At 49.5% G+C, this 14,196-nt stretch carries 18 protein-coding genes; 12 read left to right on the top strand and 6 right to left on the bottom strand.

Annotation, left to right across the window (positions count from 1 at the left end; all coding sequences use genetic code 11):
• Positions 1–90 precede the first annotated feature (90 nt).
• The 3 genes from LZ11_RS03045 (at position 91) to LZ11_RS03040 (ending at position 3,295) form a co-directional block, all read left to right on the top strand.
• Positions 91–2,502 (top strand): heavy metal translocating P-type ATPase, encoded by a 2,412-nt coding sequence (locus tag LZ11_RS03045; protein ID WP_148866435.1) that lies wholly within the window; start codon positions 91–93, stop codon positions 2,500–2,502.
• A gap of 117 nt (positions 2,503–2,619) precedes the next feature.
• Positions 2,620–2,757 (top strand): LDCC motif putative metal-binding protein, encoded by a 138-nt coding sequence (locus tag LZ11_RS12320; protein WP_170240266.1) that lies wholly within the window; start codon positions 2,620–2,622, stop codon positions 2,755–2,757.
• Between the two features lie 181 nt (positions 2,758–2,938).
• On the top strand, positions 2,939–3,295 hold the full coding sequence (locus LZ11_RS03040) for a DUF2512 family protein (RefSeq protein WP_170240265.1): 357 nt from the start codon (positions 2,939–2,941) through the stop codon (positions 3,293–3,295).
• A gap of 57 nt (positions 3,296–3,352) precedes the next feature.
• Here LZ11_RS03040 and LZ11_RS03035 read toward each other — a convergent pair whose 3' ends face one another.
• From LZ11_RS03035 to LZ11_RS03025, 3 genes are read right to left on the bottom strand one after another with little or no spacing between them, the layout of a single operon-like run.
• Entirely contained in the window at positions 3,353–3,928 is a 576-nt protein-coding gene (locus LZ11_RS03035) for a manganese catalase family protein (protein ID WP_148866433.1), read from the bottom strand.
• A gap of 16 nt (positions 3,929–3,944) precedes the next feature.
• On the bottom strand, positions 3,945–4,202 hold the full coding sequence (locus LZ11_RS03030) for a spore coat protein CotJB (protein ID WP_148866432.1): 258 nt from the start codon (positions 4,200–4,202) through the stop codon (positions 3,945–3,947).
• Between the two features lie 26 nt (positions 4,203–4,228).
• Positions 4,229–4,405, bottom strand: coding sequence for a spore coat associated protein CotJA (locus tag LZ11_RS03025; RefSeq protein ID WP_148866431.1), 177 nt, complete (start codon positions 4,403–4,405; stop codon positions 4,229–4,231).
• 451 nt (positions 4,406–4,856) lie between these two features.
• Here LZ11_RS03025 and LZ11_RS03020 point away from each other — a divergent pair, with 451 nt between their 5' ends.
• The gene (locus tag LZ11_RS03020) at positions 4,857–6,065 is read left to right on the top strand and encodes an MFS transporter (protein ID WP_148866430.1); all 1,209 of its coding nucleotides are present in this window, start codon (positions 4,857–4,859) and stop codon (positions 6,063–6,065) included.
• A 43-nt stretch (positions 6,066–6,108) separates the two neighbouring features.
• On the opposite strand, the gene cysK is transcribed toward LZ11_RS03020, so the two are convergent.
• From cysK to LZ11_RS03005, 3 genes are all read right to left on the bottom strand, one after another.
• Positions 6,109–7,050 (bottom strand): cysteine synthase A, encoded by a 942-nt coding sequence (gene cysK / locus LZ11_RS03015; RefSeq protein ID WP_148866429.1) that lies wholly within the window; start codon positions 7,048–7,050, stop codon positions 6,109–6,111.
• A gap of 4 nt (positions 7,051–7,054) precedes the next feature.
• Positions 7,055–8,452: a HesA/MoeB/ThiF family protein gene (locus LZ11_RS12505; protein ID WP_222927167.1), complete on the bottom strand. Its 1,398-nt coding sequence runs from the start codon at positions 8,450–8,452 to the stop codon at positions 7,055–7,057.
• A 145-nt stretch (positions 8,453–8,597) separates the two neighbouring features.
• Positions 8,598–9,158 carry a biotin transporter BioY gene (locus LZ11_RS03005; RefSeq protein ID WP_148866428.1) on the bottom strand — a complete coding sequence of 187 codons (561 nt, stop codon included), beginning with the start codon at positions 9,156–9,158 and terminating at the stop codon, positions 8,598–8,600.
• A gap of 195 nt (positions 9,159–9,353) precedes the next feature.
• On the opposite strand from LZ11_RS03005, the gene copZ reads away from it, so the two are divergent.
• The 8 genes from copZ to mreC all read left to right on the top strand — a co-directional run bounded on the left by copZ (position 9,354) and on the right by mreC (position 14,193).
• A complete protein-coding gene (gene copZ / locus LZ11_RS03000; protein WP_148866427.1) occupies positions 9,354–9,593 on the top strand; it encodes a copper chaperone CopZ in 240 nt (79 codons plus the stop codon).
• A 164-nt stretch (positions 9,594–9,757) separates the two neighbouring features.
• Positions 9,758–10,141 (top strand): NusG domain II-containing protein, encoded by a 384-nt coding sequence (locus LZ11_RS02995; protein WP_148866426.1) that lies wholly within the window; start codon positions 9,758–9,760, stop codon positions 10,139–10,141.
• Between the two features lie 28 nt (positions 10,142–10,169).
• Positions 10,170–10,709 (top strand): Gx transporter family protein, encoded by a 540-nt coding sequence (locus LZ11_RS02990; RefSeq protein ID WP_148866425.1) that lies wholly within the window; start codon positions 10,170–10,172, stop codon positions 10,707–10,709.
• Positions 10,706–10,954: a DUF4321 domain-containing protein gene (locus LZ11_RS02985; protein ID WP_148866424.1), complete on the top strand. Its 249-nt coding sequence runs from the start codon at positions 10,706–10,708 to the stop codon at positions 10,952–10,954. Before LZ11_RS02990 ends, LZ11_RS02985 begins: the two co-directional genes overlap by 4 nt.
• A 12-nt stretch (positions 10,955–10,966) precedes the next feature.
• Positions 10,967–11,545 carry a Maf family protein gene (locus LZ11_RS02980; protein WP_148866423.1) on the top strand — a complete coding sequence of 193 codons (579 nt, stop codon included), beginning with the start codon at positions 10,967–10,969 and terminating at the stop codon, positions 11,543–11,545.
• A 16-nt stretch (positions 11,546–11,561) separates the two neighbouring features.
• Positions 11,562–12,254 (top strand): RadC family protein, encoded by a 693-nt coding sequence (radC, locus tag LZ11_RS02975; protein ID WP_148866422.1) that lies wholly within the window; start codon positions 11,562–11,564, stop codon positions 12,252–12,254.
• Between the two features lie 40 nt (positions 12,255–12,294).
• The gene (locus LZ11_RS02970; protein WP_148866421.1) at positions 12,295–13,329 is read left to right on the top strand and encodes a rod shape-determining protein; all 1,035 of its coding nucleotides are present in this window, start codon (positions 12,295–12,297) and stop codon (positions 13,327–13,329) included.
• A 54-nt stretch (positions 13,330–13,383) separates the two neighbouring features.
• Positions 13,384–14,193, top strand: a complete 810-nt coding sequence (gene mreC / locus LZ11_RS02965) for a rod shape-determining protein MreC (protein ID WP_246110684.1) — start codon at positions 13,384–13,386, stop codon at positions 14,191–14,193.
• Positions 14,194–14,196 lie beyond the last annotated feature (3 nt).

Raw genomic sequence — 14,196 nt, 5'->3', positions numbered from 1 at the left:
AATGTTGACATTTTATTCACTGAAGAATATAATGGAATCAGGATACCCCCATGGGGTATATTATTAAAGGCAGTTTGGAGGGAATAAAATATGCCGGAAGCTATTGGGAAAGCAGCGCAAAATATAGCGCTAACTATAAAAGGGATGACCTGTGCTTCCTGCGCCGCCCGAATTGAAAAAGTACTTTCAAGGATGCCTGGTGTGCAGGAAGTAAATATAAACTTTGCGGCTGAAAAGGCCAGCATCACCTATGATCCCAAAGAGGTTTCCGTGGCGGATTTTGTGCAGAAAATAAGGGATCTCGGCTATGACATCTTACCGGACAAGGTGGAGCTGGGGCTGAAGAATATGACCTGCGCCTCTTGCGCCGCCCGCATTGAAAAGGCCCTATCCCGGGCTCCGGGAGTTTTGAAAGCATCGGTGAATTTCGCCGCGGAGACTGCCACGGTCGAGTATTTAAGCAGTTTGACCGATGTAAAAAACCTCATTAAAGTTATCCGGGACATGGGCTACGACGCTTACGAAAAGACCGAAATGGATGTGGACAGGGAAAAACAGGAAAGAGAGAGGGAGATTCGGTCTTTAGGCAGGCTGGTGGTAATTTCGGCCATCCTCACGACACCCCTGATCCTGACGATGATTTTCAGGGTCATGGGCTGGCATGGAGGTATCCTTGACAATCCGTGGTTTCAAGTAGGTCTTGCCACCCCCGTGCAGTTTATAATAGGTTACAGGTATTACCGTGGAGCTTATCATACTTTGAAGAACGGCTCCGCCAACATGGATGTGCTGATAGCCATGGGTACCACTGCCGCGTATTTTTACAGTTTATATAATGTGTTTACCATTCCCATGGAAATGATTCACGACTACCTTTACTTTGAAGCATCCGCGGTTATCATCACTCTCATTACCCTGGGCAAGTACCTGGAGGCCGTAGCCAAAGGCAGGACGTCGGAAGCTATAAGAAAATTACTGGGCCTGCAGGCCAAGACCGCCCGGGTGATAAGAAGCGGCAAAGAAATGGAGATACCCGTGGAACAGGTGGAAGTAGGGGACATCGTGGTGGTTAGGCCCGGTGAGAAGATACCGGTGGACGGTGTTATCATTGAAGGTTATTCTTCTGTGGATGAATCCATGCTCACCGGTGAAAGCATCCCTGTAGAAAAAAGAGTGGGGGACGAAGTAATAGGTGCTACCATCAACAAGACGGGTACCTTCAAGTTTAAAGCTACAAAAGTCGGCAAGGATACCGTACTTGCCCAGATCGTGAAACTGGTGGAGGAAGCCCAGGGGTCGAAGGCGCCGATTCAAAAGCTGGCTGACCAGATATCGGGTGTCTTCGTTCCTGTGGTCATCGCCATCGCTCTCGTAACTTTTGCGGTCTGGTATTTTGTGTTTGACAACTTTACGGCAGGACTCATAAACGCGGTAGCGGTGCTGGTGATAGCGTGTCCGTGTGCTCTGGGTCTGGCCACGCCCACCTCGGTAATGGTGGGGACGGGCAAGGGCGCCGAGTACGGGGTGCTTATCAAGGGCGGAGAACACCTCGAGAGGGCCCATAGGATCAGGGCGATCGTGCTCGACAAGACGGGAACCATAACAAAAGGAAATCCGGAAGTCACCGATATTATTTCGACTGGGAATTTAGGGGAAGAGGAAATCCTCAATTTTGCGGCTGTAGCGGAAAAAAATTCCGAGCATCCTCTGGGTGAGGCCATCGTTAATAAAGCCAGAGAAAAAGGGCTTGAACTTCCCGATCCCGAAAGTTTCCAGGCCATACCCGGCCACGGCATATATGCAAAAATCAGAGGCAGGGAAGTTTACCTGGGCAACCGAAGGCTCATAAAAGACAAAAATATTCCTATGGAAAGTGTAGAGGACCTGCTGACGAAGCTTGAAAATGAAGGTAAGACTGCGATGATTATGGCTATGGATGGAGTTCTTGAAGGTATTGTGGCGGTGGCCGATACCGTCAAGGAAAACTCAGGAGAAGTTATCGACGAGCTGAAGAAAATGGGTATCGAAGTCTGGATGATAACCGGCGACAACGAGCGCACCGCCGGGGCCATAGCCCGGCAGGTGGGAATAGAAAATGTCCTGGCCGAGGTGCTTCCCGAGCATAAAGCTGAAGAGGTTGAAAAGCTGAAGAAGCAGGGTAAAATCACCGCCATGGTTGGAGACGGCATCAACGACGCGCCTGCACTGGCGGCAGCCGACGTCGGAATAGCCATCGGCACCGGCACCGATGTGGCTATCGAGGCGGCGGATATAACGCTCATGAGCGGAGATCTAAAGGGTATAGTAACTGCCATAAAACTCAGCCGAGCCACCATGGGAAACATAAAACAAAACCTCTTCTGGGCGTTTGTATATAATACCCTCGGTATCCCGTTTGCCGCTCTCGGGTATCTAAGCCCCGCCATAGCAGGAGCCGCCATGGCCTTCAGCTCGGTTTCAGTGGTAACCAACGCCCTGAGGCTGAGGAAATTTAAACCCTGAAATTCTACAAACTGAGGACATTTTAAGTCGATACGGGGTTGTGAGTTCTATCGGGATTTTGAGTCCGGTGCGTTTTCCTGACCGGATCGGTATACCTTAATGTGAGGGGGTGTTATAATGGCTGGATGGCTCAGCAGGTTTCTGGAGAATTTAGCCAAAGCCAATGAAAAAACATTCAGGGGTAAAAAGATGGATTGCTGTGAGCTGCATCGCGATCAAGAAAAACGTCCGGTGAGTATTAAGAATAAAAAATGATATATTGTATCGAAGCTGTAAGTTATAAAAGTTTTTTTTCGGCGTGTAAAAGAGCCTCTCCAATCAAAAAAAGAGGCTCTTTTTCGTGTGCCTGTCACTATTCAACCCATCCTATTGAAGAGATCAATGGTCTGTATATCCGGAATCCCGACTGGATAAAATAGGAACGGGAGGTATGAATATGAACAATAAATTCGTTTTTGCGTTACTTTTCAAGCTGGCCATGAATCTGGTGCTTGCATGGGCGGCCTTCGGGATCATAGGGAGGAACCCCTTTACTTACATTATTGCCCTGGGAATTGCAACTACGGTGATCAACCTGGTCTTGGGGGACCTTTTTGTGTTGCCGAGATACGGTAACACGGTAGCTTCGGTGGGGGACGGCCTTTTGGGGGTACTGACGGCGCTGGTCGTGGACCAGCTGGTGCCGGAATTTGCCACAACCCCCATGACTCTCCTGATTTACGGTTTCACCATACTGGTGGGAGAATTCCTGTTTCACAACTATCTCCTGAATTCAAAACTGATAACGAGATAGGCATTAAAAAAATGACCTCTTTCTGGTAAAAGAGGTCATTTCATGTACAAGTGACTGCTAGTAAAAAATGTGTTTATGCTGATAGTGTTCCCTGACCAGCATCAATGCCTCGCCGAACCTCTGGAAGTGGACTACCTCCCGTTCTCTCAGAAAGGAGAGTGTTGCTATTACTCCGTCGTCATCGGTGAGGGAAATAAGATGTTCGTATGTGGTACGGGCTTTCTGTTCGGCTGCCATATTTTCGTGGAGGTCGGTTATTGGATCGCCGGTAGCCTGGATGTATGCTGCGGTCCAGGGTACTCCGGCGGCGTCGTGGGGGTAGAGAGCGTTATCGTGTTGTGCGAAATGATCCCCCAGTCCGGCTTGCCTCATCTGCTCGGGTGTGGCGCCGTCGGTCAGTTTATATATAAGCGTACCGATAATTTCCCAGTGAGCCATTTCCTCGGTTCCGATGTCGGTCAGGAGTGCTTTGGCCTGAGGTATCGGCATCGTATAGCGCTGGGTGAGATATCTCACCGCAGCGGAAAGTTCGCTGTCCGGGCCGCCGTACTGTGCAAAAAGGTATTTTGCCATGCCCAAATCGCAGCCCCTTACATTAGCAGGGTACTGAAGTTTTTTCTCATAGAACCACACTTTTGCCACCTCCCGCTTAATAGTGGATTTCCCAGGGCCACGGGTCGTTGATGTAGCGGTAGGGATAAGGGGATTGGGAGTCGAGGCGAAGCGGCCCGTATCTATCCTCAAAGACCTTTCTCAACTGGTTTAACCTGTGGACCAGCTTGGTGTGGTCTTCCAGGGCCCTCTTATCGCAGGGATGGGTGTCCAGGAAAAGGGCCAGGTCATAAACTGCAAACTCCAACGCCTGGATCTCTCTTAACATTTCAACCATCGATGCGTAATCATGCATTCGTAAATCACCCCACCGAGATATTCTTACTTATGAGGTTTTCCGTGTTTAGGACGATACGGCCTGTATAATTCGGGGAATATGGTTCCGTACATAAGTGCTGTTCTCGGGTCGAAAGTTTCACCGAACGTCTGCATGGGGATATAAGCCTCGGCAAGCCTCATGCCATCGTGGCCTTTTGACATACTTTCGGATCTGGTCATTTATTACTACCCCCCAGGGAGAATTTATCAATTCGTTAAGATATCTCTGTAATATACTATGAAAACCGGGTTTTTTCAGTTCCATATTAAAATATTAAAAAGCCGTGCGAAAAGCACGGCTTTAATACCTTATTTTAACACCAGTCGCTCAGCAGCAGGAGTATTAATATCAGAAATACGATAAAAGCCCGACGGTCGCGGAATTTATCGCCGAAGAAGCCGCCTCCGCTTATATCGCTCATTCAAATCCCTCCTTATCGTTATTCTCAATACCAGTATATGTAGGCAATATTAAACGGGTTACCACAAATAATAATAACAGTCTCACTTTTTATCAATACTATTATTCAGGAAGGTTTTCACGGAAAATTTACCGGAGAGAATAATACTGACAGCCCCGGATTAATTTTGATAATAAAGGGGCGTTTATTTTGAAAGGGTGTGAGGGGAAGTGAAAAAAAGTACCGGTATACAGCTTGTCCTCTTATGTCTCGTTCCGTTTATAATGGTTCTGGGTAATTCTATGTTAATTCCGGTGTTACCGGCGATAAAAAAAGCCGTAGGTATAAACCAGTTTCAGGTGGGCCTTTTCATAACGGCCTTTTCTATACCTGCAGGCCTTGTGATTCCCTTTGCGGGGGTCCTTTCCGACCAGATAGGCCGTAAAAAAGTGATGGCTCCTGCGCTGATAATATACGGTGTCGGCGGGATAGTGGCAGGGCTGAGTTCGGTTTTTCTGAAAGATCCTTATTGGGGAATCCTGACAGGCAGGATAATTCAGGGAGTGGGTGCCGGGGGTACCTACCAGTTGGCCATGGCCATAGTCGGTGATACCTTCAGTTCTGAAGAGCGGAGCAAGGCTCTCGGCCTGCTGGAAGCGTCCAACGGGCTGGGCAAGGTGGTAAGTCCCATACTCGGGGCCAGCCTTGCACTGATTATCTGGTACTTTCCCTTTTTTGCCTACGGTATCCTGGCCATACCGGCCGGTATTATCCTTTATATTTTTGTTAAGGAAAAAACTGAATTCAAAAAGCAATCCCTCGAAAACTACACAAATTCGCTGAAGGCCATCTTTGAGAAAAAAGCTGCCGGGCTGCTGACCAGTTTTTTTGCCGGGATGGCGGCTTTATTCTCGCTTTTTGGGATTCTTTCACTTTACTCGGATATACTCGAAACGAATTTTGACGCGGTAGGTTTTAAAAAAGGTCTGATAATTTCGGGTCCGGTGCTCGTAATGGCTTCGCTTTCCTTTGCGCTGGGTATACTGCTTGAAAAGCGGAAAAACAAAGGTTTAAAGACATTTATACTGGTGGGGCTTATATTGATAGTATCCGGGCACGTCATGTTTGCGCTGGTCAAGGAGTTCTGGCCGCTTTTTCTGTCGGTCTTAATTCTGGGGGCCGGCGTCGGCCTTATAATGACTCCCGTAAATGCACTGGTAACGGGTTCGTGCAGTGTTAAGCGAAGGGGTATAATTACATGCCTTTACGGCAGCCTCAGGTTTTTTGGAGTGGCGGTAGGCCCTCCCGTTTACGCGTTTTCCGAAAGATACGGCATTTTAACGGTGGTGCTGGCAGCGGGCTCGCTGAGCCTGATCGCTCTTATTATTTCCGTGTTCCTCCTGGTGCCCGGGCAAATACTTTCGGAGCAAAAAAATTAAAAAAAAAAAGAGGGATAAACCCTCTTTTTTTGCTGAACAATTTTCATTCTGAAGGGAACAATCCCTCCACACTCAAGTAACGCTCTCCCGTATCCGGGAGCACCGTTACCACCAGGTTGCCGGGTTTTAAGGTTCTTGCCACCTTCCGGGCGGCGAAAACCGCGGCTCCGGAAGATATCCCGGCGAGGATTCCCTCTTTTGTGGAAAGTTCTCGTGCTGTAGAATAAGCGTCGTCGTTGCTTACTGTTATTATTTCATCTATCAAATTGAGGTCCAGCACTCTTGGTATAAAGCCGGCACCGATACCCTGGATTTTATGAAGACCCGGCTTACCGCCGGACAGCACGGGGGACGCTGCCGGCTCCACGGCCACTATTTTGACGTGAGGCATTTCCTTCTTCAATACCCTGGCGACTCCGGTTATCGTTCCGCCGGTGCCGACCCCGGCCACAAAGGCGTCGAGTTTGCCTCCGGTCTGCTCCAGTATTTCAACAGCCGTGGTTTTTTCGTGAATTTCCGGATTGGCCGGATTTTCAAACTGCTGGGGCATGAAGTAGTCCTCATTTTCCTTCACGAGCTCGAGAGCTTTTTCAACGGCACCCCTCATGCCCAATTCCGGCGGAGTCAGCACGAATTCGGCTCCGTAAGCTTTTAAAAGTTTCCGCCGCTCCACGCTCATTGAAGCCGGCATGACCAGTATCAGCCGGTACCCTTTTACGGCACATACTATGGCAAGGCCTATGCCGGTGTTTCCGCTGGTGGGTTCCACTATAGTGGAACCCGGCTTCAGGATCCCTTTCTTTTCGGCGTCCAGGATCATGTTGTAGGCGATGCGGTCCTTTACGCTGCCTCCGGGATTAAAAAACTCGAGCTTTGCCGCAATGACGGCGCCGCCTTCGGGTGACAGCCTGGACAGCTGGACCATTGGGGTCATACCTACCAGATCGAGAATGGAATCTTTTATACGAGGGATTTTGTTTTCCATAACATCAATCCTTTTCGGTTTTTTCGCAGATAAATTCGTATTCACCGCTGAGGTCTCTTATTGATGGATTCCGGCCGCACACGGGACAGCCCGGATCCCTTTTTAAGTCGGGCAGCTTGAAATCCAGTTCCATTGAATCAAAGATTAAAAGTCTTCCGCTCAAAAGTTTACCGTGTCCGGTCAGAATTTTGGCCGCTTCGGCCGCCTCTATGGACCCCATAACTCCGGGGACTGGGCCGAGAACGCCCGTTTCGGAGCAGGAGGGGATGCTGCCTGGCGGGGGCATTTTGGGGAAAACACAGCGGTAACAGGGACCTTCGCCGGGGACGACGGTCATGCCCAGGCCTTCGAACCGGAGCACACCGGCTTCGGCCAGCGGTTTTCCGGCCAGGACGCATGCGTCGTTTAAAAGATAGCGGGTAGGAAGGTTGTCTACGCCGTCTATAATCACGTCGTAGTCTCTGATTATTTCCAGAGCGTTTTCCCTGTCGAATCGGGTGGGGTATTTTACGACGTTCACTTCAGGGTTTATTTTTTTCAAAAATGCTTCTGCTGATTCAACTTTGAGCATGCCGACCCGGGAAGTGGAATGAAGAATCTGCCTGTTTAAATTGCTTATTTCCACGGCGTCGCTGTCTACGAGCCCTATGGTTCCCACCCCAGCCAGGGTAAGAGCCAATGCCGCCGGAGACCCGAGACCTCCGGTGCCGACTATAAGTACTTTGGAGCGTGAGAGCCTTTCTCTTTCCGCTGGATCTTCCCGGGTATCATCTTTCGCGAACTCGTTTATAAATTCGCCGGTTTTAAACTCCATACTGTAAAGGTCAAAGTAAAGGGGAGCTTCGAGCAGACGGCCTATATTCAGGCACAGCTTTACAGCTTCGATGGCGCAAATTGTTCCGGCGAAGCAGCGGGAAAAGACGACTCCCGCCGAACCGCGCTCTGACTCGCCCTCCATCGTTCCGGGTAATGGGTCGTCAAGGAGGCCCGCCCTTTTTACCGTCCTTATATACCCCTTCCAGGGCCGCGTCGCCGCCAAAATCGCAGGAATTTCTTTTAAGTGTTTAACGGCTTTAAAATTGTTGATAAAAACTGCGAAGTCGATTTTTTCTCCGGTTGGTAAGGCGGTTGTATCATTTAAAAACTCTATTTTTATGTCCGGGTTTAAATCCTCAAGGTTCTCCTTTAAACTCAAAAATCCTTGATTAAATTTTTCCGCAGTAACGTAAATACGCCCTATTCCCGAAGCCGTGAGGTAGTAAAGCAGGGGTGAAGCGTTTTCCAGAGACGAGGAAACCACAAGACCTGTGGATTCGATGAGTTTTTTCTGGCCGGGTCCGCTGATTTCGGGCATTATTATATGCCTGAGATACCTGTATACCTGTTCTTTGGGCAGGATCAACGGAATCCCCTCCTCTAGGTTTTAATCCCTTGTATACAGATAAGATTTTACTACTTTAATTATTTTACACCTCGAAACCGACTGTGTCAATTTAAAAAATAAAACCCCTTACAGGGTTCTACGTTTAAAGGGGCTGTACTGGATTTTATGCGCCAGGATAGGATATTTTCCACTGAAGGGCCTTTCTAAGCGACAGTGCCAGCAGCGAGGAGACGATTGCTTTCAGAAGGTCACCCGGTATGAACGGTAGCGCTCCGGCAGTTATCGCGGTGGTTAAGGTCATATTGGTTACATATGCCAGATAGGAAACGCCTATAGCATATACAATGACTACACCACCCAGGATATTGACCAGTATAAGTGTGGTTAGATTGGGATTCACTTTTTTTAGGATCAAAGCTATTACATAAGCAGCTACGGGCCAGCTCATGAGATAGCCTCCCGTGGGTCCGAATAGCACTCCCGGGCCGCTGGTACCGCCGCCGAATACGGGTAATCCTATGGCTCCCATAAAGAGAAACACCGCCATGCTCGAAAATGCGGCCCTGGGTGTTAATACACTTCCCGCCAGCATGACTGCAAGGGTCTGCAAAGTGATGGGTACGGGGCTAAAGGGTAGAGGAATCCTTATGTAGCTGAAAAGAGCTGTTATCGAAGCAAATAGCGCTGTGAAAGCCATTTCTCTGACGGCGAGGTTTTTCTTCATAAACTGACTCCTTTCACAGTTGAATATTGTTAAGTGCTATTTTAAGGCAACCAGGGCGAAATGTCAACCATAAAATGATAGAAGTTAACAAAGCCCGCGCGTTTTTCTTGACTGGCTTTATAAAATAAGATAGAATAAGGTAGAATAAAAAAGAAGTTCAGTTTATGAAAACTATATTTATTCGGAGGGATGAAGATGCCTCGCTGCTGCAATCGCGGGCCGGGGAGATCGGATATTACACTAAAGGTATCGGGCATGTCGTGTTCGCACTGCAAGTACTCGGTAGAATCCGCTGTAAAGGCCCTGCCGGGCATTGAGAAGGTGGATGTAAGGGTTGAGGAAGGCAAGGTGGATGTGTCCTTCGACCCCTCTAAAGTGTCGCTTGAACAGATCACCGGAGCTATTGAAGATGCCGGTTACGAGGTGCAGAGGTAGGTAAAAAATATTTTTTCAATCCATGCTTAAAAGATTTTATGCCGGCCTCGGTCTGAAAGAGGCCCCATAAAATCTTTTTTTTGTCTTCTGGGTAGAGGGATTTTCCACTTGTCTTGACCCAAATAAAATGGTACACTAAATAATGTTAGGGGAAGGCGATTTTTATGCTAAAAAGAGGGGACAAAATTTTAATTGCATCAATACTGCTGTTTGCCGTCGCGATTTTTACCGGTTTTCAGATTTACGGGTTCAGCGGCGGCAGGACTTATGCTGTGATAGAGGTAGACGGCAGGCAGTATCAGAAGATCTCCCTAGGCAGCGATGGACCGAAACTTCAGCTGAAGGTGCCGGGAGTGCAGGGAGAACTCATCTTAGAAATTGATAGGGACAGGGTCAGGGTTGTCTCCGCCGACTGTCCCGATAAGGACTGCGTAAGGCAGGGATGGGCGTCCCGCCCCGGGCAGATGCTTGTATGCCTTCCGAACCGGGTTGTGGTTAAGATAGAAAGCGACAGGTCGTCGGGCGAACTGGATGGGGTGAGCTTCTGAGGACGGCTTTTATTGAGGATGATGTGCTATGGCTGGAAACAGGAAAATGATATATATGTCGCTGCTTGTGGCCTGCGGCGTAGCTCTTCACCTGGTGGAGAACCTGATACCTGTGCCTTTTCCCGTTCCCGGGGCCAAGCTGGGCCTTGCCAACATCATATCTCTTCTGGCGATAGCCCTTTACGGCACGAAAGAAGGCCTGCAGGTAAACATCCTGCGGTGCCTTATAGGCGCCCTGATGGGCGGCTCCATGTCAAGCCTGCTTTACAGCCTGTCGGGAGCTGTTTCCAGCACCCTCATGATGGGGATGGCTTACAGGTATTTTAAAAACATTTTCAGCCTCGTTGGGATTAGTATCATCGGAGGAGTAACTCACAACATCGCCCAGGTGACGGTAGCGAGTTTGGTTCTCTCTACTTTCGGGCTGTATTCCTACCTGCCTTTCCTTATGGTGGTCGGCCTGCTGACCGGTATTTTTACCGGATTCGCGGCCGTTTTTACCAGGGATAACCTGGCGGTCAACCTAAGCCGGCTGGAAACTACCGGGAAAAAGGAGATGAAGCCATGAAGAAGCGCACCCGCAGTACGGCGCTGCTGATCACACTGTTGTTTGCCGGGGCGATTGTGGGGAGCGCCGTGGGCGAGGCCCTGAAAAACGTGGTTCCCCTTCTTTCATACGGTCCGAAGCTGGGCTTGAATATGTCCAGTTTCGACATGGGTATAGCCGGCTTTTCCTTCGGCTTTTATTTGAACCTTAACCTGGCGGGAGCCCTTGGGGTATTACTCGGAGCCCTTTTATACCAGAGGATGTAATGGGGGATAAAGATGGCTCAAAAGTTAATCCTGGCCTCGGCTTCACCAAGGCGGCGGGAACTCCTGGCGCAGTTGGGGCTTGATTTTAAAGTGATTCCCAGCGGCATCGACGAGGCCTTCCTACCTTCAGGCCCACCGGAACTTGCGGCTGTCCGCCTTGCCGATCAGAAGGCGGCGGATGTGGCTCTGCGCGCAGGCGAAGGCATTGTTATAGGGGCCGACACCATAGTCGTGGTGGACGACATTATACTGGGAAAACCGGAGGACGAAAACAACGCGAGGGAGATGCTCACCCGGTTGAGTGGCAGGTGGCATAGTGTTTATACCGGTATTGCCGTTATAGATACTGCTTCGGGGCGAAAAATTTCGGATTACGAGGAAAGCCGGGTGAAGTTTAAAAAGCTCTCTCCGCGTGAAATTGAAAACTATTTAAAAACAGGAGAGCCCATGGATAAAGCCGGCGGTTACGGCATACAGGGCAAAGGGGCTTTGCTTGTAGAGAGAATAGAAGGATGTTATTATAATATTGTGGGGTTACCCCTGTTCAAACTAGGTTTTATGCTTTCGCATTTCGGCGTCGAAATCCTGTGATCGGGAGGATATTGCGGTGTCATCTTTGACGATTAAGGATTTGCCCAGGGAAGAAAGGCCCAGGGAGCGCCTCCAGCGGTACGGAGCCGAAGTGCTCAGCGACGCTGAACTCCTGGCCCTTTTAATAAGGACCGGCACCGTTTCCGAATCAGCCCTGGTGCTGGCTCACAGGGTCCTGAAGGGCGATGGCGGCAAAACGGGGCTGGAATTTGTGGCACGGGCCGGCATCGAAGAGCTGTCAAAAATAAAGGGCATCGGTCCGGCAAAAGCGGTACAGATCAAGGCGGCTGTTGAGCTCGGTCGCCGGATTTCCGCCTTTTGCAGGAGTGATGACATCGTAATATCGTCGCCGGTCGATGTGAAAAAATTATTAATGGAAGAAATGCGATTTCTGGAAAAGGAGCACTTCAAGGTTATCCTGCTCAACGTAAAAAATCGGGTCATATCCATCGAGGAAATTTCCATCGGTAGCCTCAACTCTTCTATCGTCCACCCGAGGGAGGTCTTTAAACCTGCCATCAAAAGGAGCAGTGCAGCAATAATACTGGTGCATAACCACCCGAGCGGCGATCCGACGCCGAGCAGGGAGGATATAGAAATCACCCGGAGACTGGTGGAAGCAGGCAGGATCCTCGGGATAGATGTCCTTGATCACGTAATTATCGGAAACCCGTCTTACGTAAGCTTCAAAGAAAAAGGACTGCTATGAAACAGGAAAATTCAACAAGAAATGGAAAGGAGTAACTTTCATGTTTGGGCTTTTCAGGGCGCTGTCGAAAGATATAGGAATAGATTTGGGTACGGCAAACACGCTTGTGCACGTTAAGGGCAAGGGAATAGTACTTAGGGAACCTTCGGTTGTGGCTATCCAGAGGGACACGGGGGCGATTCTCGCCGTAGGGGAAGAGGCCAAACACATGATAGGCCGCACCCCGGGGAACATAGTGGCCATTAGACCGCTGAAAGACGGGGTAATCGCCGATTTTGACGTAACCCAGACGATGCTCAAACACTTCATATCAAAAGCGTTAAAGAGCCGGAGTTTTGTAAAGCCTCGCGTTGTCGTCGGTATCCCTTCGGGTGTCACCGAAGTGGAAAAAAGGGCGGTTATAGATGCCACCCTTCAGGCCGGAGCTAGGGAAGCCTACCTCATAGAGGAGCCCATGGCGGCGGCCATCGGCGCGGGGCTTGAAGTGCAGGAACCTACCGGCAATATGGTCGTGGATATAGGCGGCGGTACCACCGAAGTGGCTATTATTTCTCTCGGAGGAATAGTGACAAGCAAATCCATCCGCGTGGGCGGCGACGAGATGGATGAGGCAATAGTAAACTACATTAAAAAAGAGTACAATCTCATGATTGGCGAACGTACGGCGGAAGAAATCAAGATCGCCATCGGCTCTGCTTTTCCTAAACCCAAAGAGGAGACAATGGATGTAAGGGGTAGGGACCTGGTAACGGGCCTGCCGAAGACCATAAAGGTGACTTCCGAGGAGATAAGGGAAGCGCTCATGGAACCGGTGAACAGCATATTAGATGCGATAAAGGTTACGCTGGAAAAGACTCCTCCAGAGCTTGCCGCTGATATAATGGACCGGGGTATCGTCATGAGCGGTGGCGGCTCGCTACTATACGGGCTTGATAAACTAGTCAACCACGAGACGGGAATGCCGGTCCATATAGCCGAGAACCCATTAGACTGCGTTGCGCTTGGGACCGGTAAAGCCCTCGAGGAACTGGATCTCTTGAAGCGCGTGCAGGTGTCATCCAAAAAAGTCGTTTAAAGGACGTGGTGATTTTTGTTACGCCTTGGGCGTTATAAAAAAGGTTTTTTGTTAATGTTGCTGGTAGCTGCTCTGAGCTTTACCGTAAATATCACGGCACGGAACGGCCTATTGTTTAACAAAATAGAAAGCCCTGCCATCTCATTGATGAAACCCGCCCAGGAGGTTTTTTCCTGGATATCCCACGGAGTGAGGGGCGGTCTTGAATCGGTTTCCCAAGTGTTTTACCTGAAAAGGGAAAATGAGGCCTTGAAAAAACAGCTGGCGGAGCTCATGGAATACAAGCACCGATTTCTAGAATACAGGGATGAAAACGCCAGGCTTCGACGAATGCTGGATTTTGAGGAAAAAAATCCCCAGTACGACATGGTGGCCGCTGAAGTGATTGGCAGAGACCCGGGCAATTGGTTTAACGTGATAATAATAAACAAGGGAAAGAGCAGCGGCATCCGGGAGGATATGGCAGTCATCACCGAAAGGGGATTGGTGGGCTATACTATAGATGTAGGAAACAACTGGGCGAAGGTGCTTATGCTCCTGGATAACAGGATGTCGGTAAGCGCCATGATACAGAGGACCCGGGATAACGGCATTCTTAAGGGGAATATAGCTCCGGCACCGCCGGGCCACGCTAAAATGGTATTTTTGCCGGCTGATGCTTCTATAGTCAAGGGAGACGTGGTGATATCTTCCGGGCTGGGTGGTATAGTTCCCAAAGGGATAATCATAGGCGAGGTAGTCGAAGTGAAAAAGGAATCGGATAACCTGACCCAGTACGCGATAGTAAAGCCGGCGGTGGATTTTCAAAAACTGGAAGAAGTTTTCGTCATCAAAAACGCAAACACTGACCCGGGGAGGGAATAGTCT

Origin of the sequence: Thermosediminibacter litoriperuensis (genome assembly GCF_008124715.1) — a bacterium.
Taxonomy (GTDB): domain Bacteria; phylum Bacillota; class Thermosediminibacteria; order Thermosediminibacterales; family Thermosediminibacteraceae; genus Thermosediminibacter; species Thermosediminibacter litoriperuensis.
Note: the sequence above shows the minus strand (reverse complement) of the source record. Positions and strands in the feature narration are given on the sequence as shown.